This window comes from Paraburkholderia sp. GAS82 (genome assembly GCF_050436285.1).
GTDB lineage: Bacteria > Pseudomonadota > Gammaproteobacteria > Burkholderiales > Burkholderiaceae > Paraburkholderia > Paraburkholderia phenazinium_B.
Map to the genome: position 1 here is coordinate 118224 of NZ_JBNDLX010000008.1, position 19849 is coordinate 138072.

At 61.9% G+C, this 19849-nt stretch carries 19 protein-coding genes and 1 tRNA gene; 7 read left to right on the top strand and 13 right to left on the bottom strand.

The annotated features are described in order from the left end of the window. From P3T17_RS24575 to P3T17_RS24585, 3 genes are read right to left on the bottom strand one after another with little or no spacing between them, the layout of a single operon-like run. Complete coding sequence (locus tag P3T17_RS24575; RefSeq protein ID WP_429409203.1) at positions 1–1212, bottom strand: class I SAM-dependent methyltransferase; 1212 nt, start codon at positions 1210–1212, stop codon at positions 1–3. Next, complete coding sequence (locus tag P3T17_RS24580; protein ID WP_429409204.1) at positions 1209–2072, bottom strand: DUF1365 domain-containing protein; 864 nt, start codon at positions 2070–2072, stop codon at positions 1209–1211. Before P3T17_RS24580 ends, P3T17_RS24575 begins: the two co-directional genes overlap by 4 nt. Continuing rightward, a complete protein-coding gene (locus P3T17_RS24585; protein ID WP_429409205.1) occupies positions 2069–3367 on the bottom strand; it encodes an NAD(P)/FAD-dependent oxidoreductase in 1299 nt (432 codons plus the stop codon). The genes P3T17_RS24580 and P3T17_RS24585 overlap by 4 nt, the downstream gene beginning before the upstream one ends. Before the next feature lie 293 nt (positions 3368–3660). Here P3T17_RS24585 and P3T17_RS24590 point away from each other — a divergent pair, with 293 nt between their 5' ends. After that, a complete protein-coding gene (locus tag P3T17_RS24590; protein WP_429409206.1) occupies positions 3661–4554 on the top strand; it encodes a hypothetical protein in 894 nt (297 codons plus the stop codon). Between the two features lie 5 nt (positions 4555–4559). On the opposite strand, the gene P3T17_RS24595 is transcribed toward P3T17_RS24590, so the two are convergent. The 4 genes from P3T17_RS24595 to P3T17_RS24610 all read right to left on the bottom strand — a co-directional run bounded on the left by P3T17_RS24595 (position 4560) and on the right by P3T17_RS24610 (position 7888). Continuing rightward, a complete protein-coding gene (locus tag P3T17_RS24595) occupies positions 4560–4778 on the bottom strand; it encodes a hypothetical protein (RefSeq protein ID WP_074263641.1) in 219 nt (72 codons plus the stop codon). A 180-nt stretch (positions 4779–4958) separates the two neighbouring features. Further along, positions 4959–5048, bottom strand: a tRNA-Ser gene (locus P3T17_RS24600). Between the two features lie 155 nt (positions 5049–5203). Continuing rightward, positions 5204–6499, bottom strand: a complete 1296-nt coding sequence (serS, locus tag P3T17_RS24605) for a serine--tRNA ligase (RefSeq protein WP_429409207.1) — start codon at positions 6497–6499, stop codon at positions 5204–5206. 75 nt (positions 6500–6574) lie between these two features. Further along, the gene (locus P3T17_RS24610) at positions 6575–7888 is read right to left on the bottom strand and encodes a replication-associated recombination protein A (RefSeq protein ID WP_074263639.1); all 1314 of its coding nucleotides are present in this window, start codon (positions 7886–7888) and stop codon (positions 6575–6577) included. Between the two features lie 208 nt (positions 7889–8096). Between P3T17_RS24610 and cytX the strand changes: the two genes are divergently transcribed. The 3 genes from cytX to P3T17_RS24625 all read left to right on the top strand — a co-directional run bounded on the left by cytX (position 8097) and on the right by P3T17_RS24625 (position 10552). Further along, positions 8097–9413 (top strand): putative hydroxymethylpyrimidine transporter CytX, encoded by a 1317-nt coding sequence (gene cytX, locus P3T17_RS24615; RefSeq protein WP_429409208.1) that lies wholly within the window; start codon positions 8097–8099, stop codon positions 9411–9413. A 317-nt stretch (positions 9414–9730) separates the two neighbouring features. After that, positions 9731–10024, top strand: coding sequence for a hypothetical protein (locus tag P3T17_RS24620; RefSeq protein ID WP_074265949.1), 294 nt, complete (start codon positions 9731–9733; stop codon positions 10022–10024). Between the two features lie 3 nt (positions 10025–10027). Continuing rightward, positions 10028–10552, top strand: a complete 525-nt coding sequence (locus P3T17_RS24625; protein ID WP_429409209.1) for a helix-turn-helix transcriptional regulator — start codon at positions 10028–10030, stop codon at positions 10550–10552. A gap of 124 nt (positions 10553–10676) precedes the next feature. Here the strand turns inward: P3T17_RS24625 and lolA are convergent, their stop codons facing one another. Together lolA and P3T17_RS24635 are read right to left on the bottom strand one after the other, a co-directional pair. After that, a complete protein-coding gene (gene lolA, locus P3T17_RS24630) occupies positions 10677–11393 on the bottom strand; it encodes an outer membrane lipoprotein chaperone LolA (RefSeq protein ID WP_429409210.1) in 717 nt (238 codons plus the stop codon). Positions 11394–11535: 142 nt separating this feature from the next. Continuing rightward, positions 11536–13851, bottom strand: a complete 2316-nt coding sequence (locus tag P3T17_RS24635) for a DNA translocase FtsK (RefSeq protein ID WP_429409211.1) — start codon at positions 13849–13851, stop codon at positions 11536–11538. Positions 13852–14178: 327 nt separating this feature from the next. On the opposite strand from P3T17_RS24635, the gene trxB reads away from it, so the two are divergent. The 3 genes from trxB to P3T17_RS24650 all read left to right on the top strand — a co-directional run bounded on the left by trxB (position 14179) and on the right by P3T17_RS24650 (position 16827). After that, positions 14179–15180: a thioredoxin-disulfide reductase gene (trxB, locus tag P3T17_RS24640; RefSeq protein ID WP_074263634.1), complete on the top strand. Its 1002-nt coding sequence runs from the start codon at positions 14179–14181 to the stop codon at positions 15178–15180. A 254-nt stretch (positions 15181–15434) separates the two neighbouring features. Further along, positions 15435–16193 (top strand): Smr/MutS family protein, encoded by a 759-nt coding sequence (locus P3T17_RS24645; RefSeq protein ID WP_429409212.1) that lies wholly within the window; start codon positions 15435–15437, stop codon positions 16191–16193. 13 nt (positions 16194–16206) lie between these two features. Next, entirely contained in the window at positions 16207–16827 is a 621-nt protein-coding gene (locus P3T17_RS24650) for a trimeric intracellular cation channel family protein (RefSeq protein ID WP_074263633.1), read from the top strand. Positions 16828–16859: 32 nt separating this feature from the next. Here P3T17_RS24650 and P3T17_RS24655 read toward each other — a convergent pair whose 3' ends face one another. Genes P3T17_RS24655 through P3T17_RS24670 form a run of 4 tightly spaced genes read right to left on the bottom strand, consistent with a single transcriptional unit; the run spans position 16860 to position 19829 of the window. After that, positions 16860–17621, bottom strand: a complete 762-nt coding sequence (locus tag P3T17_RS24655) for an IclR family transcriptional regulator (RefSeq protein ID WP_429286925.1) — start codon at positions 17619–17621, stop codon at positions 16860–16862. Positions 17622–17672: 51 nt separating this feature from the next. Next, positions 17673–18443, bottom strand: a complete 771-nt coding sequence (locus P3T17_RS24660) for an amino acid ABC transporter ATP-binding protein (protein WP_429409213.1) — start codon at positions 18441–18443, stop codon at positions 17673–17675. Next, positions 18440–19090, bottom strand: coding sequence for an amino acid ABC transporter permease (locus P3T17_RS24665; RefSeq protein ID WP_074263631.1), 651 nt, complete (start codon positions 19088–19090; stop codon positions 18440–18442). Before P3T17_RS24665 ends, P3T17_RS24660 begins: the two co-directional genes overlap by 4 nt. Before the next feature lie 22 nt (positions 19091–19112). Further along, positions 19113–19829, bottom strand: a complete 717-nt coding sequence (locus tag P3T17_RS24670) for an amino acid ABC transporter permease (RefSeq protein WP_429409214.1) — start codon at positions 19827–19829, stop codon at positions 19113–19115. Positions 19830–19849: the final 20 nt, after the last annotated feature.

Genomic DNA, 19849 nt, shown 5'->3' on the forward strand with positions numbered 1-19849 from the left:
TCAACGATCCGACGCAACCACGAACTGCATCACGTCCGTACGGCCTTCATCGAAGCCTGCCTCGCAATACGCGAGATATAGACGCCACGTCCGCACGAAGGTCTCGTCGAAGCCCTGCGCGCGGATCGCCTCGAGTTGATACTCGAAGGCACTGCGCCAGCGCCGCAACGTCTCGGCATAGTCGCGGCCGAAAGCCAACGACACGCTAGCCACGAGCCCCGAGCGCTTCGCTACCGCGATAAAACGCTCCGGACTCGGCAGCATGCCACCCGGGAAAATGTATTCGCGGATGAAGTCGCTGGTGGCACGATACGCGGCGAAGTGCGAATCGTCGATTGTGATGGTCTGCACCAACGCTCGCGCGCCGGGCAGAAGGCGTTCGCGCAGGATGCGGAAGTACGTCGGCCAGAAGCGCTCGCCTACTGCTTCGAACATCTCGATCGAGACGATGCCGTCGTACTGGGCGGTCAGCATGCGATAGTCGCGTAACTCCAGAGTGACATGGTCGCTGAGACCCTCTTCTTGCACACGCCGTTGGGCGAATTCGAGTTGCGCCGCCGAGATCGTCACGCCGTGCACATGAATGCCCTGACGCGCCGCATGCATCGCAAAGCCGCCCCAGCCGCAGCCGATTTCGAGGATGCGCATGCCGGCCCGCAAGCCAAGCGTATCGATGATGCGTTGATATTTGGCGTGCTGCGCATCTTCGAGCGACGTGTCGAAGCGTCCGTCGAATACGGCACTCGAGTACGTGAAACTCGGATCCAGCCAGCGCTCGTAGAAGGCATTGCCAATGTCGTAGTGCGCGTGGATGTTACGACGGCTGCCTGAGCGCGTATTGCGGCGCAGGCGATGCCGCAGACCGTACCAGACCTGCGCGAGCCAGCCGCCATAGACGGTGCGCTGCAAGGCGCGTTCATTGCGGATCGCGAGGCGCAGGAGTGCGGACAAATCCGGTGTATCGACCCAGAATGCGCGCCATGCATCGGCAAAACCGATGTCGCCTTTGCGCAGGATCGCACCGCACGCCCGCCAGTCGCGCAGTTCGAGCCGCGCACCGGGCGACGCATGCGGATCGCCGAACACACGCGGTTGACCATCGGGCGTGATGAGTACCAGGTGCCCGACGCGAATCCGCTCGAGCAACGACAAAAACAACCGGCCCGACGCGGGGGCGGATTCGCTTCCGCTCAGGGTCCTTGAAAGCGTCATGGCTGAGTCTCCTCAATCGACGAAGAATGGTGTGGGGCTCCGGTTTCGAGACCGGCTGCAAGAACGTGAGTGGCAACGCTGGCGGTGCGGCCCGGCGCAGGATGTTTGCCGTAAAACGGCACCTTCTTGAGTAAGAGCCGCAGCGCCTGCCAGTGAATGCGCGCGACCACGCCGAGCGTGAGTAACGGCTGGTGCGCGAGCGCGCGCAGCGCTGCGCTGCGCGTCAACGGCTGCAAACGGCCGGCGAGCAAAGTACGGATCAGCAAGCCGTCGGCATCGTGATAATCAATGACCACGGATGACGCGTGATGCGACTCGCGGACCTGGAAGCGGTAGCTGCCCTCGACCCGGCAAAACGGCGAGACGTGCAGCGCTTTGCAGCAAGTCAACTTAGTGGATGCATCGATCGGGCCACCGCCGTCCGCAGTAAGCAGATAGCTGTGGCGCGCACCGAACGTGTTGCGCACTTCTGCGAGCAGCGCGCGCAGTGCCCCGTCACAGTCGTGGCAAAACCAGAAACTAACCGGATTGAACGCATAGCCGAACACGCGCGGAAAAGCCTGCAGCCAGATCTCGCCATCGGCCGGCACACCGGCCTCGGCTAGTTGCGCGCGCATCCATGTGTCGAGATCAGTGCCGTCGCAAGGACCGTGGTCGCGCGCGAACAGGCTGAGCGGACCCCAGCGGTTGATGCCGAACCACCAGCTATCGAGCGTGGCGAGGCGCGCGAGATTGCAGCGCACGTAGAACACCGGATACGTGAAACGATGATGACGCGGTCGCAACCGCTCGTGCATCACGCGGCCGACCAGAAGCCGAGCGGCGCTTTCGCGATGCTCGTATGGCGCGCTGCTGTTCATAGCTTGGCCCATGCCGGCGAAGCGCCGAAATCGGCCGCGACGCGCAGGGCTGATTTCAGGCCATCCTCGTGGAAGCCGTAACCGGTCCATGCACCCGCGAACCAGGTGCGACGACGGCCTTGTAATGACGGCAAGCGATGCTGCGCGTCGATCGCGGCCAGATCGAATAGCGGATGGTCGTAGACGAAGCGGCGCAACTCGGTGCCCGGCGCCGGTTCGACCACCGGATTCAACGTGACGACTAGCGGTGCGTCGAACGGCAGCGGTTGCAACTGGTTCACCAGATAGCTGACGCAGACCGGGCGTGAACCGTCCAGATGCCGGCCGCCCAGATAGTTCCACGCCGACCAGACGCGGCGGCAGCGCGGCAACAGGTTCGTGTCGGTATGCAGCACGGCAACGTTCGGTTGATAGCGCACGGCGCGCAGTACGCTGCGTTCGGCTTCGTCGGCGTCGTCGAGCATGCGGAGCGTGTCGGGTGCATGCGTGGCCAGCACCACTGCGTCGAAGCGTTGCGGACCGGTATCGGTCAACACGTCGACCCCTTGAGCATCGCGTCGCACGCCACGCACGGGGGTGCCGATACGCACGTCGTCGAGTTTGCCGACGATCCGCCGGACGTATTCGCGGCCACCGCCCATCACCGTCTTCCATTGCGGACGGCGATTGACCTGCAGCAGCGCATGATTCAGGCAAAAGCGCAGGAACGTGGTGGCGGGAAAGCTCAGCACGTCCGCGGTGGCGCTCGACCAGATTGCGGCGGCCATCGGCAACAGGTAGTGCTGCTGAAACGCGCCGCCGTAGCCGCCGGCCGCGAGGAGATCGCCCATCGAGGCGCCGGTCTGCGCCGCGACATCGAGATTGCGCTCAGCACTGCCGTTAAAGCGCATGATGTCGCGCAGCATGCCGATGAAGGTCGGCGAGAACATGTTGCGGCGCTGCGCAAACACAGTGTTGAGATTCGTGCCCGCCCACTCGAGACGGCCTTCATCGAGCGAGACCGAGAACGTCATCTCGCTCGGATGCGCTTGCACGCCCAGTTCGGCGAACAGGGCAATCAGATTCGGGTAAGTGCGATCGTTGAAGACCAGAAAGCCGGTGTCGACGGGATGGACATGGCCTTCGAGCTTCACGTCGACCGTGTTCGTGTGGCCGCCGGGGTACGAACCGGCTTCGAAGAGCGTCACCTGATTGTGCTTCGACAGCAGGTAGGCGCTCGCCAAGCCCGAAATGCCGGCGCCGACGACCGCGATCCGTTGACCGTGTGGCTGTGGGTTCAAAACGGGGTGACTCATTGGCAGGTCTCCAGCTTGAAACGGGCGCCCGTAAAAGTGGGATTTGGTTGGATTTGCGCACCCATGATCGAAATACGCAGCAGGTGTGGAATCGGATGCAGAGGCGTCGTGAAAATGGGGGTGGGGTTCGGGAAGCGTCGCGCCTGGGCGGGACGTGGGGAAAAGCTGGGAAGCTGCGTGAGTTAGACGCGGACCGGCATAATTGGCCGCTGACAGGTAAACCGGCGTGGGCGGAAAACGTGCGCAGACGTGGAAATGAAAGCGGTCAATCGGGACGCGTAAACGGTTGGCGGATGGCGCTGCCGTTACTCGGCGCGCTTGTGTTTTCCGCTGGCGCGGCACACGTGCCTGCCGAACCAATTGGGCCAGGCAATGCGCAACAGATTGCTTCGGTAGATGGCGTCGATTTGCCGGTATTTACTTACCGGCCAAGCGGCTGCCAGCCACGGTTTTTGCTGCTGGTGTTTCATGGCGTCGGACGCGACGGCGGTCCGTACCGCGATCACGCCCGGCCGCTCGCGGACCGCGTCTGTGCGATCGTGGTGGCGCCGCAGTTCGATCGGAAGCGGTTTCCGCGTGACGAGTATCAGTATGGTGGGATGACGTCTGCGTCTATTGCTTCTGGTGCTTCCGGTGCCTCAGCTACGTCCGCAGCCGGGCGTCGCACCGTCGACCTGATACCGGAACTTGTGCGCTGGGCACGGGACGCAGCGGGACAAACTGAATTGCCTTATATCCTGCTTGGGCATTCCGCTGGCGCGCAGTTCGTAGACCGGGTCGCCGCCTACGCGCCCGTGCCGGCAGCGCGTGTGGTCGTTGCCAACCCGTCTACCTGGGTACTGCCCGATACGAAAACTGCAATACCGTTTGGCTTTGACGGACTTGGCACGGATGAAGTGGAAGAGAAAGCGCTACGCGCATATCTGGCTGAGCCGCTGACCGTATTGCTCGGGCAAGACGACGTCCATCAACGCTGGCTCGCACAAGGCAAGCACGCGCGGGCGCAAGGGGACAACCGCTACGACCGTGGGACACATGCGTTTCACGCTGCAGAGGAAGTCGCCAGACGCAATGGCTGGGCGTTCGGATGGAGGTTGATCGAAGTGCCTGGGGTTGGGCACGACGCGGCGGCCATGTTCGGGTCGCTGCAAGCGGTAGAGGCGCTAGGTTTGGATGGTGGCGGCTAGGCGTGCTAGTCCCAGATATTCCGGAATGCGACAGCCACGATTACCGGTACGCACAGCACAAGCGGAATCGCGAAGTAAGGCACTTCCATATCGACGAAGTAGCTGTAGACGAGCCAGCCGACCCCTGCGCCCAGCGTTGCGATGGCGACCAGCCAGGTCAGGATAGTCAGCGTCCGGTTTGACGGACGTTTACGCGAACGCTGATCGGTGGGGGGTGTTTTCATCGCAGGACCAGAGGGTTTTGTTGCGGGTCAATCACGCTCCAATTTTACTCCGGTGGGCAGACGATGAGCAGGTCGTGGGCGCGCTACGTATCGGCTTGCAAACCGTTGCAAACGAATCGCAAATCAGCCGCACAAACAAAAAGCCCTGCGGAATTTCTTCTGCAGGGCTCTTTTGAATTTTGGCGGAGAGGGTGGGATTCGAACCCACGGTACGGGAAACCGTACGCCTGATTTCGAGTCAGGTACATTCGACCACTCTGCCACCTCTCCGGCATCGGCGACGGCTTGCTAAACTACGCTCCACCACCTAAACCAAGCGGGTCGTTGCTTGGCGAAGCGAAGATTATAGAACACTTGAAACAGGTTTCCAAGCCCCTTTTCACAGAATCTGTGAAGCTATGGCCTGGAAAACCTTCGGCCCAGTTTCAGGCAGCCGAAACTTCCAGCCGCTCCATGCCGCCGACGTACGGACGCAGCGCCGTCGGCACCGTTACCGAACCATCGGCGTTCTGGAAGTTCTCCAGCACGGCGACCAATGTCCGGCCCACGGCGAGCCCCGAACCGTTCAGCGTATGCACCAGTTCAGGCTTGCCCTGCGCATTGCGATAACGCGCCTGCATGCGGCGCGCCTGGAACGTCTCGGTATTCGAGCAGCTCGAGATTTCGCGATACGTGTTCTGCGCCGGCAACCAGACTTCGAGGTCATAGGTCTTCGTTGCAGAAAAACCCATGTCGCCGGTGCACAGCGTAATCACGCGATACGGCAACTCGAGCTTCTGCAGAATCGTCTCTGCATGGCCGACCATTTGTTCGAGCGCGTCATACGACGTTTCCGGCGCCACGATCTGCACCATCTCAACCTTGTCGAACTGATGCTGACGAATCATTCCGCGCGTATCGCGGCCGTACGAACCCGCTTCCGAGCGGAAGCATGGTGAATGTGCCGTCAGTTTGATCGGCAGCGCGTCCGCTTCGACAATGCTCTCGCGCACCGTGTTGGTCAGCGAAATTTCCGAAGTCGAAATTAGATATTGCGTCACCGTATTTTCGGCACCGCCCTTCTCGACGCGGAACATGTCGTCGGCGAATTTCGGCAACTGGCTCGTGCCGTACAGAATCTCCGGATTGACGATGTACGGCGTATAGATTTCGGTATAGCCGTGGTGCAGCGTATGCGTGTCGATCATGAACTGCGCGAGTCCGCGATGCAGACGCGCAATCTGTCCGCGCAGCATCGTAAAACGCGCGCCGGAGAGCTTCGCACCCGTCTCGGCATCGAGACCGAGCGGCGTGCCGACATCCACGTGGTCCTTCACCTCGAAGTCGAACTGACGCGGCGCGCCCCAGCGGCGCACTTCGACGTTGTCGGCCTCGTCCTTGCCCACCGGGACGCTTTCGTGCGCCAGGTTCGGCATGCCGAGCATCAGGTCGGACACACGTTTCTGGATGTCTTCGAGTTGCAGCGCCGACGCCTTCATTTCGTCGCCAATGCCGCCCACTTCCGCCATCACCGCCGAGGTGTCCTCGCCCCGCCCTTTCATCCCGCCAATCTGCTTCGACAGGCTGTTGCGGCGAGCCTGCAGCTCTTCGGTACGGGTTTGCACGGCGCGGCGTTCCGCTTCGAGTGCGGTGAAAGCCGCCACGTCGAGGGTATAGCCACGGTCGGCGAGGCGTTTCGCCACGCCGTCGAGGTCTTTGCGCAGCAACTGGATGTCAAGCATGGGGTGGGAGCGGAAGTTCGTTGTATGAGTCTGGGATTTTAGCGCACCGGCGCGGGCTGCCGACGGATCGGCGGTTCAGTTCTTTTTCGGCTTGTTCTCGCTGCGCCATTGCGCATCGAGTTCGGACAGACGCGCCAGCTTCTCACCGATCTTGCCTTCGAGACCGCGCGGCGTCGGTTCGTACCAATGCGGCTCACGCATGCCGTCGGGCAGATAGGTCTCTCCGGCCGCGTATGCGTCGGGTTCGTCGTGAGCGTAACGGTATTCGTGGCCGTAGCCGAGTTCCTTCATCAACTTGGTCGGCGCGTTGCGCAGATGCACCGGCACGCCGCGCGACTGGTCCTTGCTGACAAAACGCCGTGCCTCGTTATATGCCATGTAACCGGCGTTCGATTTGGGTGCCACCGCCAGATAGATGAGCGCCTGGGCCAGCGCGAGTTCGCCTTCGGGTGTGCCGAGGCGTTCATAGGTTTCGGCGGCGTCGAGCGCGATACGGGCGGCGCGCGGATCGGCGAGGCCGATGTCTTCCCACGCCATGCGCACGATGCGCCGCGCGAGGTAGCGTGCGTCGGCGCCACCATCGAGCATCCGGCAGAACCAGTACAGCGCACCGTCAGGATTGCTGCCGCGCACGGACTTATGCAGCGCGCTGATCTGATCGTAGAAGGCGTCGCCGCCCTTGTCGAAGCGGCGCAGGTTCTCAGCGAGCGCGCTGCCGAGCAACGCACCGTCGATCTCCGTAGTCTTCTGCTGCGCCGCGGCCCGCGCGACGATTTCGAGGTTGTTAAGCAGCTTGCGGCCATCGCCGTCGGCCGAGCCGACCAGCGCATCGCGGGCTTCGTCCGTGAACGTTAGCCCGCCGAGTTCCTTCTGCGCGCGATCGAGCAGCTCACGCTGCTCGTCGTCGTCGAGACTCTTCAACACATAGACCGCCGCCCGCGACAGCAACGCGCTGTTCACCTCGAATGACGGATTCTCGGTGGTCGCTCCCACGAATACGAACAGCCCCGACTCGACGTGCGGAAGGAACGCATCCTGCTGGCTCTTGTTGAAGCGATGCACTTCGTCGACGAACACCAGCGTCTGGTGTCCATGTGCGCGATGCACTTGCGCGGTCTCGACAGCTTCGCGGATATCCTTGACGCCCGAGAGCACCGCCGACAGCGCGATGAACTCAGCGTGAAATGCGTCGGCCATCAGCCGCGCGAGCGTGGTCTTGCCGACGCCGGGCGGCCCCCAGAGGATCATCGAATGGGCCTCGCCCGACTCGAAAGCGACCCGCAACGGCTTGTTCGGACCGAGCAGATGTTTCTGGCCGATCACCTCATCGATATTGCGGGGGCGCAGACGCTCAGCGAGCGGGACGTTGGCACGGGTTTCTTCAAACATGGCGTTTTGTGGATAATCTCGGCTTTCCGGGCTTGGTTCGGCAACATGACGCAAACCCAGCACGACACGCGCCCGGCCAGCGAAACAGCCGGCGCGCGATCTGCGGCACGGTCCTGCATTATGACAGTCAGTGCGCCGCGACGAGCCTGAAGCGTGTGCAAGCACAAAATTCACGACCAAACATAGACAACGACAGGGATATCACCTGATGGCACAAGATCCACTCGCCGGCGACGCCGGTTCCACCTACGCACCGCTCACGCCGGTGCCCGACGCGCGTCGCGCGTTCCGCACCGGCGATGCGTTCGCGTTGTGGTTCTCGCTCGGCATCGGCCTGCTGGTCGCGCAGGCGGGCGCGCTGCTGGTGCCGGGGCTGTCGCTACCGTGTGCGCTGGCGGCCATCGGCATCGGCAGCGTGATCGGTGTCGTGCTGCTGGCGCTTGCCGGCGTGATCGGCACGGATACGGGCCTCGCGGCCATGTCCTCGCTGCGTCCGACGCTCGGCGTACGCGGCGCCTCCGTGCCCGCGGTGCTCAATGCCGTGCAACTGGTCGGCTGGGGCTCATTCGAAGTGATCGTGATGCGCGACTCCGCCGACGCCCTCGCCAAGCAGGCGTTCGGTCTATCGATACCGCTCGTCTGGACGATCGTCTTCGGCCTGCTTGCGACGCTGCTCGCGATCAGCGGCCCGCTGTCGTTTGTGCGGCGTTTTTTGCGGACCTGGGGGATCTGGCTGTTGCTGGCAGGCGCAGTCTGGCTCTCGTGGAATCTGCTTGCCAGGCACGATCTGGCCGCGCTGATGCGCCGTCCGGGCACCGGCGATATGTCGTTCGGCGGCGCGATCGATCTGGTCGTCGCGATGCCGCTGTCGTGGCTGCCGCTGATCGCCGATTACACGCGCTTTGGCCGCCGCGCCGGCGAGTCGTTCCGCGGCACGCTGCTCGGCTACGGCATCGCCAACATCTGGTTCTATGCGCTCGGGGCGATCTATGGGCTCGCTGCGGGTGGCGGCGACGCGCTGCTGACCGGTGCGCTCGCGCAAGCGGGCGGCGGCTTCGCGTTGCTGCTAATCCTGATTGATGAAGTCGACAACGCATTCGCCGATATCCACTCGGCCGCCGTCTCGACCGGCACGTTCTGGACGCGCGCAACGGTGCCGCTGCTGTCCGCGGCGTTCGGTGCGCTCTGCACGGCGATCGCACTGCTCGTGCCGATGGCGAAGTATCAAAACTTCCTGCTGCTGATCGGCTCGGTGTTTGCACCGCTGTTCGGTGTGGTGCTGGTGGACCACTTCATCGTGCGCAAACGCCGGATCGAGGCCGCCGCGCTCGCCGATCTGCAGGGACGTTACGGTTTCTCGGGTGGCTGGCATCTGAGCGCCTTCATCTCGTGGGCAATCGGGATCGCCGCGTATCAGGCCATCAATCAATGGCTGCCAAATCTCGGCGCGACCTTGCCTGCACTGGCAATCGGCGCCCTCTGCTATTTCGTCATGGTGTCGACACGTAAAACGGAATACGCGTAAGCAGAAGCCATTCGACGATTCGACGGCCCGTGCAAGGCGGGCCGTTTTCGCGTCTTCCCCGCCCTCCGTCTGTGCCTCCACTCGCAACCTCTCCCTCGACTTTTACATTCGTCCTATGGCTTCCGGCGGAGGGGTATTTCTATTGCGAAATCCACGCCTGGATGATGTAGTTACTATCTGGCATGCATATTTTCGAGATAGATTTCCTCACCACTTAACACTTCCGAAAACGAATCGCCGACATATCTCGAGCATGCCTACATCCATTTGGTTGTCACTTGACAACCAAATTCAACGAACTTATGATGAGGCTATTGATGATTCGAGGGACACACGCGAAGAAGGAAGTTGAAGACGCACTGGCCTATGCCGAAGCATCCGGCTGGCGCATCAGCAGCGGTGGCAAAGGGCACGCCTGGGGAAAAATGTACTGTCCGTACAACGACTCGGAATGCCGGTGCGGAGAGTTCTGCATCACCAGTGTCTGGAGTACGCCTAAGAATCCAGGGAATCACGCTCGGCTTCTCAAAAGGGTAGTCGACAATTGCACGACACACCGGCAAAAGCGCGTGCCTCAAAGCACGAACAAGAACGCCGAAAAGCAGGAGTAACAGATGGAATACGACTTCACCTTGAAATACCAGCTCGCAGCAGACGACAGCGACCACGACGAGATCGTGGAACGTCTGGCGGAAGCAGGATGCGATGATGCAACGATCGGTGTCGGGCAGCCGGGGCGCATCGCCCTTGTCTTCGCTCGCGAGGGTACCAGTGCGCTTGGCGCGCTGATGAGCGCGCTCGCGGACGTGAAGCGCGCCGTGCCGTCGGCCCGCCTTGTCGAAGCCGCGCCGGACTTCGTCGGCCTGACGGACGTGGCCGACGTAGCGGGTGTCTCGCGCCAGAACATGCGCAAACTCATGCTGAGCCATGCCGCCGATTTCCCCATCCCGGTCCACGAGGGCAATCCATCGGTCTGGCATTTGTGGGACGTTCTCGCGTGGTTGAACACGCGAGGAGGTTATGACATCAAGCCGGACGTGCTCGAAGTGGCGAAGTCAGCCAAGCAGGTCAACCTCGCGAAAGAAGCGCGAGAACTCGAGCCTCTGGTCAATCGACAGCTCGAGGATCTGGTTGCGTAAGGCCTCGGCCATCCTAAGTGTTTGACAGGCCGATATCCCGCGCCAAATGGCAGATACCCAATAAAAAGGCCGCGCAAACCTGCGCGGCCCCGGGCAATACCCGACCAACAGCTGCGATACACGCTTAGCCGTTGATCACGTCCGCGCCCTTCGGCACGGTGAACCTGAACGCATCCGCGGGCAGCGGCGGATTTTTCTGGATGTTCGAGAAGGTCAGCAAGGTTACGTTGCCGAACACGTCGTGTAACTCCATGGCTTGCAGATTGCCGTCGCGAAAACCGATACCCACGCTTTGAAACTGCGTGTCTTTGGCCTTCGGAATCAGCTCGAGCCAATCGATCCCAGCCTTCACACCCGCGTCGCGCAGCGTGAAATTCTTGTCCAGGTCGTTGCTGCCGAACAGGATCGCGGCAGGGCTAGCGCCCAAGGCACCCCCAAGCGGGCGCACCGTAACCTGATTCAGATCCTTGTCGTATACGTAGAGCTTGTCGCCGTCTGCCTGCAGAATCTGTTGATAGGGTTTCTCGTACGACCAGATGAACTTGCCTGGTCGCGCGAACACAAACGTGCCGCTGGACGTGCTGTTTTTCGGCATGACCTGCACAGCGTCGCTCGCGCTTTGTGCCTTGCTCGGCGCGCGCACTTCCTGCTGCACGAAATCGCCGCGCGCCGAATGCACCTGTGAAACAAACGCCTTCAACTGCTCGGTTCCGCTCGCGAATGCGTGTTGCGCGACCAGCAGCGACGCACCGATCGCGACGCGGCCAATCCCGCGCACGAGCGTTCGAACCAGATGTCCGAGACGGTCAGGGTGGGCGCGGTGCCCAGCGTATTGCTGCATATCATTCTCCGTGAATTGAATCGGACCGGGGACGGGGTGGCGACGCGCAAGGTCAGCGTCGCCGGCCGTCTATGTTGGGGCGTGGGCCGCTTGAATGTTCACCTAAGATGTTCACCTAAGCGGACCACGCGAGTGAGGCCGCCTACTCGGCTTCGCGCGCCGGGGTGAGAATCTCGCGATTGCCGTTCGACGACATCGCGGACACGAGCCCGGATTGCTCCATCTGCTCGAGCAGGCGCGCTGCGCGGTTGTAGCCGATACGCAAATGCCGCTGCACCAGCGAAATCGACGCACGGCGATTCTTGATAACGACTTCCACCGCCTGATCGTACAGAGGGTCCGACTCGCCGCCGCCCGCGCCAGTTCCCTCGGCGCCTGCAGATCCTTCGTCGCCGTCGCTGGTCACTCCACCTTCGAGAATGCCCTCGATATAGTTCGGCTCGCCCTGTTCCCGGAGTTTCTCGACGACGCGGTGCACTTCCTCATCGGACACAAACGCGCCGTGCACGCGCACCGGCAGGCCGCTGCCGGGCGGGAGGTAGAGCATGTCGCCCATGCCGAGCAGCGATTCGGCACCCTGCTGATCGAGAATCGTACGGGAGTCGATCTTCGACGACACCTGGAAGGCCATCCGCGTCGGCACGTTGGCCTTGATCAGGCCGGTGATGACGTCGACCGAAGGCCGCTGCGTCGCCAGAATCAGGTGGATGCCGGCCGCCCGCGCCTTCTGCGCGATCCGCGCGATCAGTTCCTCGACCTTCTTGCCGACCACCATCATCAGGTCGGCCAGTTCGTCGATCACGACCACGATATTCGGCAAGCGCGTGAGCGGTTCGGGCTCGTCCGGCGTCAGACTGAACGGATTCGGCAGCTTTTCTTCGCGCTTGGCCGCTTCGTCGATCTTGTTGTTGTAGCCGGCGAGATTACGCACGCCAAGCTTGCTCATCAGCTTGTAGCGGCGCTCCATTTCCGCAACGGCCCAGTTCAGCGCATGACCGGCCTGACGCATGTCCGTAACCACCGGACACAGCAGATGCGGAATGCCTTCGTAGACGCTCATTTCCAGCATCTTCGGGTCGATCAGGATCATCCGGACCTGCTCGGCGCTCGCCTTGTAGAGCAGCGAGAGGATCATCGCGTTGATGCCGACGGACTTGCCCGAACCGGTTGTGCCGGCCACCAGCAAGTGCGGCATCTTGGCAAGGTCGGCGCACACCGGCTTGCCGCCGATGTCCTTGCCGAGGCCCATGGTGAGAGGCGAAGCAGCGTCTGCGTACACAGCGGAGCCGAGAATCTCGGAGAGGCTCACAGTCTGACGGCGCTGGTTCGGCAACTCCAGCGCCATGAAATTCTTGCCGGGAATCGTTTCGACCACACGGATCGACACCAGCGACAGCGACCGCGCCAGGTCCTTCGCCAGATTGACGATCTGGCTGCCCTTCACACCCGTGGCCGGCTCGATTTCGTAGCGCGTAACAACCGGGCCTGGATAAGCCGCCACCACACTCACTTCGACGCCGAAATCCTTCAGCTTCTTCTCGATCAGACGCGAGGTGAACTCGAGCGTATCGGGCGAAATGGTTTCCTGTGCGGCCGGCGCGGGGTCGAGCAGCGAGATGGGCGGCAGTGTCGAGTCGCCTGGCAGATCGGTAAACAGCGGCACCTGACGTTCTTTCTCGACGCGCTCGGACTTGGCCGGCGTGACCACCGGCGGCACGATCATGACCGGCTCGTGCTCTTCGATGCGCACGCGACCCTGCTCCACCTTGCCCTCACGCTTCACGGCGGCGGCCTCGCCCAGCTTGCGGTCGCGGCCAGCCTCGCGGCGCAGACGGGCAAACGTGACGGCAGAGATGATCGATTCGCCGACCCGTTCAGCCACGGAAAGCCACGAAAAACGAAAGTACAGCGATAAACCGATGGCCAGCGCCACGATCAGCGCCAGCGTGCCGCCCGTGAAGCCGAGCGCGTGCGAAACGCCCCGAGCCACCGCCTCACCGATCACGCCGCCCGGCGCGCGCGGCAACTGCACCTTGAGGGACCACATGCGCAGCGCTTCGATGCCGTCGCTAGCGAGCAGGACCAGAACGAAGGCGAATACCTCGGCGAGCCAGCTCGCATCACGTGGCTTGTCCTCGTTGAGTTCTTCGTGACGGGTGATGCGCCGGTAGTTGGCCGAGATGCTGCGGCCGAGCAGCAGCACCCACCAGTAGGCGGACAGGCCGAACAGCAGGAGAAGAATATCGGAGGTCCAGGCGCCGACCCGGCCGGCCCAGTTGGCTATACGGTCGACCTGGGCAGCATGCGTCCAGCTCGGGTCGTGCCGGCTGTAGCTGACGAGCGCCATCAGCAGGAAAACGCCAAGCGCGACCTGCAGGATCCAGCGGATTTCGGTGAAGAGGCGCGACATGCGGTGGGGCAATGCCTGCGCGCTCGCGGAATAAGGAGCTTTTGCCATTGATCCTGTTGCGGGTGCGGCCAACATGCGCGCCCCCAGGCGGTGCTGGGTGCCCGGTCGTGGCCGCCGGGTCGTTCGATCCGGGCTATTGTAAACGTAGTGTCGCGCACAAGGCTGTAAATGACGGTAACTGCTGCTGGGCAGCGTGGTTTTCGGGCCAAAACTGCCGCAACAGGCTATCGGAACGATCAGGAAGCTTCATGAAGCAGCCCTGCGGCCCGCCCTTTATAATGCTGGTCTGATACCCATCTACAGTTTCAGCTCACGTTCAGCTGTAGTCGCGCGGCCTCGCATGGGCGAGCCGGGCGCTTTTAACGGATTCCGATCATGCCCGCATCCACCACGAAACACGCCAAAGTCCTGATTCTCGGTTCCGGCCCCGCAGGCTACACGGCCGCCGTCTACGCGGCGCGCGCGAACCTGAATCCGGTCCTCGTCACGGGTCTGGCCCAAGGGGGCCAACTGATGACCACGACGGACGTCGAAAACTGGCCCGCAGACGCAAACGGCGTGCAGGGCCCGGAACTGATGACGCGTTTCCTGGAGCACGCCGAGCGCTTCAACACCGAGATCATCTTCGACCACATCCACACGGCGAAGCTCGACGAGAAGCCGATCCGCCTGATTGGCGACTCGGCTGAATACACCTGTGACTCGCTGATCATCGCGACCGGCGCGTCGGCGCAGTACCTTGGCCTGCCGTCGGAAGAGGCGTTCATGGGCAAGGGCGTGTCGGCCTGCGCGACCTGCGACGGCTTCTTCTACAAACAGCAACATGTAGCGGTGATCGGCGGCGGCAATACCGCGGTCGAGGAAGCCCTCTACCTCTCCGGCATCGCTAAAAAGGTGACGGTGATCCATCGCCGCGACAAGTTTCGCGCCGAGCCGATCCTGATCGACCGTCTGCTGGCCAAGCAGAAGGAAGGCCTCGTCGACATCAAATGGAACCACGTGCTGGACGAAGTGACTGGCGATCAGTCGGGCGTGACCGGTCTGCGCATCAAGGATACAAAGACCGGTGAAGCGACGGATCTCGCGCTGCAAGGCCTGTTTGTCGCGATCGGTCACAAGCCGAATACCGATATCTTCGAAGGTCAACTGGAGATGAAGAACGGCTACATCATCACCAATGGCGGATTGTCGGGCAACGCGACGGGCACCAGCGTGCCGGGCGTGTTTGCCGCCGGCGACGTGCAGGACCACGTGTACCGCCAGGCGATTACCAGCGCCGGTACGGGTTGTATGGCTGCACTGGACGCCCAGCGTTACCTCGAGACCATTGATGAAATGGCCGGCGAGCACGCAATGAGCGCCGAAGCAGAGCGTTAATCGGGGCGATGGCGATCAAGCCGGGCAAGCACGCCGGCTTGATGAAGCGGCAAAGGTAAAATGGCAGCAGGCCTCGGGCCTGAACGCTTACCGGATATCGCTGGCAGCATACGAAGGGCCGCGGCTGGCAAGCTGGCGGCCCTTTTGCTTTTGCGCCGTGTCGCGGCCGTGCGGTCGGTTGCTTCGAGCATCAGATGCACTGCGAGACGCGCGATGGCCTCACGCGACGATCGACTTTCCACCGTGTCACCGTTATGGCAAAGAATCTGCCCCACCCTAGCGAACCTAAACGCCCACGCGCGGCCGCTGTTGAGCCGACGCCTGCGCCAGTTGCGCCGTCCAAACCGGTGATCGAGCCGGCGGCTGGGCTTGCCGGTTTGGGCGCCTTGCGTGCCGCGCTGAAAGGCGATGCCGAGCGGCGTGAACGCGAGCGCGCGGCGGCGGCGCAAGCTCAGCGGGAGGCGTCGGCGGATGCCGATCTGTTCCGGCGGGAAGTGGGCGCCGTGGCACCCTTGGTGGTGCCTGCAAGGGTGCCACCGACACGCACGCCTCCATCGCCTATGCCGGTGCAGACAAAGCTGGATGAAGAGGCCGTGCTGCACGAAGCGATTTCGGATGAGTTCGATCCTGAGGTCTTGCTCGAGACCGATGAGACGCTTTCCTATTGCCGACCTGGAGTGAGTCAGGAGGTCGTACGCAAACTAAGGCGCGGGGCGTGGATCGTGCAAGCCCAACTGGATCTGCATGGAATGCGTCGCGACGAGGCACGTGAGGCGCTGGCTGAGTTTATTCGTGAGTCGGTCAAACGCGGACTGCGTTGCCTGCGCGTGATTCATGGGAAGGGGCTTGGGTCTATCGGCAAGGAACCGGTGTTGAAGGGCAAAGTGCGGGCGTGGCTGGTGCAAAAGGAAGAAGTCATCGCGTTCTGCCAGGCAAGGGCGCATGACGGCGGCGCTGGCGCAGTGCTCGTGCTGCTGCAACCGGGCGCGCAGGCCGCTCACTCCAAACCGTGACAGGGCTTCATCAATGCATCCGAGGCTGACCCTCGCGCTTGGCATCATGGAGGCGCTGGCGATTTTCGCCTATGCCATCTCCGGTTTTATTGAGGCACGGACGCGGCGGCTCGATGCCGTCGGAACATTTCTTGTGGCGATGGCAACGGCATTTGGTGGCGGGACCGTACGCGATGTGCTGCTGGAGCGCAGGCCGTTCTACTGGGTCGAGCATCAGCCGTACGTGATAGCGATCTTCGTGATGTCGCTGTTCGCGCCGACGTTGTTGAAGATGACGTCGAAGCTGCTGTCCGAGCGCGTGCTACTGGTGGCGGATGCAATCGGGCTTGGCCTTTTTAGCATCTCCGGCACATCGTTGGCGCTCGATGCGCAGATGCCCTGGTTCACATCGGTGATGCTGGGTGTCCTGACGGGCGTGTTCGGTGGCGTGATCCGCGACGTGGTCTGCAACGAAGTGCCGCTGATTCTGCGCGATTCAAGACCCTATGCGACCTGCGCGTTTCTTGGATGCTGGCTGTATCTACTGCTCGATTACTTCAACTTCGATACGGTCTACAGCGTACTGATCGCCACCGCGTTCATCCTGCTCACGAGACTCGCCACGTTTAAGTTCAACGTCCGGTTGCCGCACTGAGCCAGGTCATGCGAGAGTAACTTCACTCGCATCTACATACGAACATAAGGCTGCGAAAGCGCTTTCGACGATCGGATCAGATCTTCCAGCATCGTGGTGCGTTTTTCCGGCGCCGTATCGCGGCTCGTCATGAAGCAAAGCGCAGCGACCGGCAGACCGGTCCGGTCGCGTATCGGCGCCGCCATGCAGTATCGAAAGGTGTGCGACAGTCCTTCGGTACAACAGTAGCCCTGTTCGGCGGCCTTTTCGACGTCCCGCAGGAAATCCCCGAATTCAACCCGGCTGCCGTTGTCGAGGACAAAGTCCTCGTCCGGAATCAGCGCGCGAATCTCGTCCGGACGCAGATGTCCGAGCAGCAGCCGGCCCGTCGCGGTCCACGGAATCGGCACTTTCACGCCGATGTCCGAGCTGATGTTGAACGGCCGCGAGCTATTCTCCGACAGCACCACGGTGTACTTGTTGCCCTCGAGCATGCACAACTGCGCGGTCTCGTCGTGGTTCCTGACGAGCGCGAGGATCGTCTGATGAGCACGGCTGATCAGATCGTTATGCACCGCGTAGTCGGCGCCGTAGTAATGCATCTCGCGACCGAAAAATACGCTACCGTCGGCCGCTATCTCGAGCCACCCCGCTTCCGTCAGAATCGTGACCAGTTCGTAAATGCTCGAGCGCGGCGCGCCAGTCGCCTCGATCAGTTCGCGCATCGTCATCGGACGGCGCGCGATATGCAGTTGCTTGAGAATACCGACGACGCGGTCAACGCCTCGCGCTCTCGATGACTCTGGTGCTGACATTCCTTCAACTCCGTCGGCGATAGGGTTCGCAGTTTAGCGCACGGTGAATGGTCAATGGTCGAGCACGCGATGCAGGAACTGCCGGGTGCGATCATTCTGCGGGTTCACGAAGATATCCTCAGGCGCGCCCTGCTCCGCTATCACGCCTTTGTCCATGAACACGACGCGATCGGCGGTTTTGCGCGCAAAACCCATCTCGTGCGTGACGACGACCATCGTCATGCCGTCGCGCGCCAAGCCGCGCATGACCTCCGTCACCTCGCCGACCAGTTCCGGGTCGAGTGCGGAAGTGGCTTCGTCGAAGAACATGATGCCCGGCTCGACCGCCAGCGCCCGGGCAATCGCCACCCGCTGCTGCTGGCCGCCGGAGAGCTGGCTCGGATAGTGATCGGCGCGATCGGCGAGGCCCACACGATCGAGGGCATCGATCGCGCGTTTGCGCGCATCCGTCTGGCTCATCTTGCGCGCCTTGATCAGCGCAAGCGTAACGTTGCCGAGCGCAGTCTTGTGGGGAAACAGGTTGAATTGCTGAAACACCATACCCACGTGCCCGCGGATTTCCTTGGCGCGACGCGCGTCGTGCAGCGGCACTTCGTTGACCCAGACTTCGCCGGCGTCGGCCGTTTCCAGACCACTCATGATGCGCAGCACCGTGCTCTTTCCGGACCCTGATGCGCCGATCAGCACGAGCACCTCACCCGGCCGCACATCCAGGTTGATCTCCTTGAGCACCTGCGTGGCACCAAAGGACTTGCTGACGCCAGTCAGATTGATGATCGGCCTGGACGCAGCAGAAGCGGTGGTAGAGGTAGTAGCGGTCATGACAACAGGCTCCTTCTTCGATCATGGTGGCGCACCCACTGCGACAGTGGGAAGCACACAACGAAATAAAGCACGGCAACGAGTCCATAGATTTCAACCGGTTTGCCAACCCGATCGACAATAGCCTGACCCGCATGCATCAACTCCGACATGCCGATCATGCTGACGATCGACGTGTCCTTGATAAGCGATAGATACTGACCAATGAGCGGCGGCATCACGATCTTTCCGGTCTGCGGCAGAACCACCGAAAAGAACGCCTGCGTCTTGCTGAGCCCGAGGATCTGCGAGACTTCCCACTGTCCTTTGGGCACGGCTTCGATGCCGGAGCGGAATATCTCGGCAATGTAGGCACCTTGATAGACGCTCAGGCCCACCACGCCTGCTGCAAAGACATCGATCGCATAGCCGAAATACGACACGCCGAAATAGATAAACATCAGCGTGATCAGCACAGGTGTACCGCGAAACAGTTCGGTATAGAGCCTGGCAATGCGCGGCGTCCCCCACGGTCCGAATGACCGCAGTACGGCTGCGAGCAGTCCAATCAGCGTTCCGCCAATAATCGACGCCACAGATAGCAGCAGTGTTGCCACCAGCCCCTGAATCAGGATCGCGAGGCTCGTGGTTAGCAATTCGCTTGACATGTCCGGTCTCCTGGTTGCGCGCTCACGTGCGATCGCTTTGTCGCGCCATAAAGAATGGGCGACGCGAGCGTTTCGTCATGACCAGCGGAGGATGGAAAACACGCGTGCCGACCTGGCCTGCGATCCACGACAGCACGCTGCTCAACACCAGATAGGCGATCAACGTGATCGTGAAGGTCTGGAGATAGAGCAGCGTGCGTGCGTTGATCACCGTCGCCGTCCCGCTCAATTCCGGCAACGCAATCGCCGACAGAAGCGACGTGCCGAGCAGCAGTTGAATCAGGTTATTGACGATCGCCGGAAAAACGGCACGCGCGGCCTGCGGCAAAATCACTTCTACAAAGATCTGCGAGCGCCCCAAGCCGAGAATCGACGCAGCTTCCAGTTGACCGCGCGGCACCGACTGAATGCCCGCACGAAACACCTCGGCGAGGTATGCGCCGACGTTCACGCCCAACGCAATAACGCCCGCCGTATAGGCATTCAGCGTAACCCCGAGCGATGGCAACCCAAAGAACACGATGAATATCTGTAGCAGTACTGGCGTATTGCGGATCGCTTCGATATAGACACTTGCGATGGCGCGCAACAGTCCGACACGCGACGCGCTCGCCAGCGCGGTCAGCAAGCCGAGCAGCATCGCGAGGATGAAGGCCAGCAGCGTGATCTGAAGCGTCAACCACGCCGCTCGAACAAAATCGTTCCAGTAACCCGCAAGGGTCAGCCATTCATAGCTCATGGTTCCTCCGTCCTTGAGAC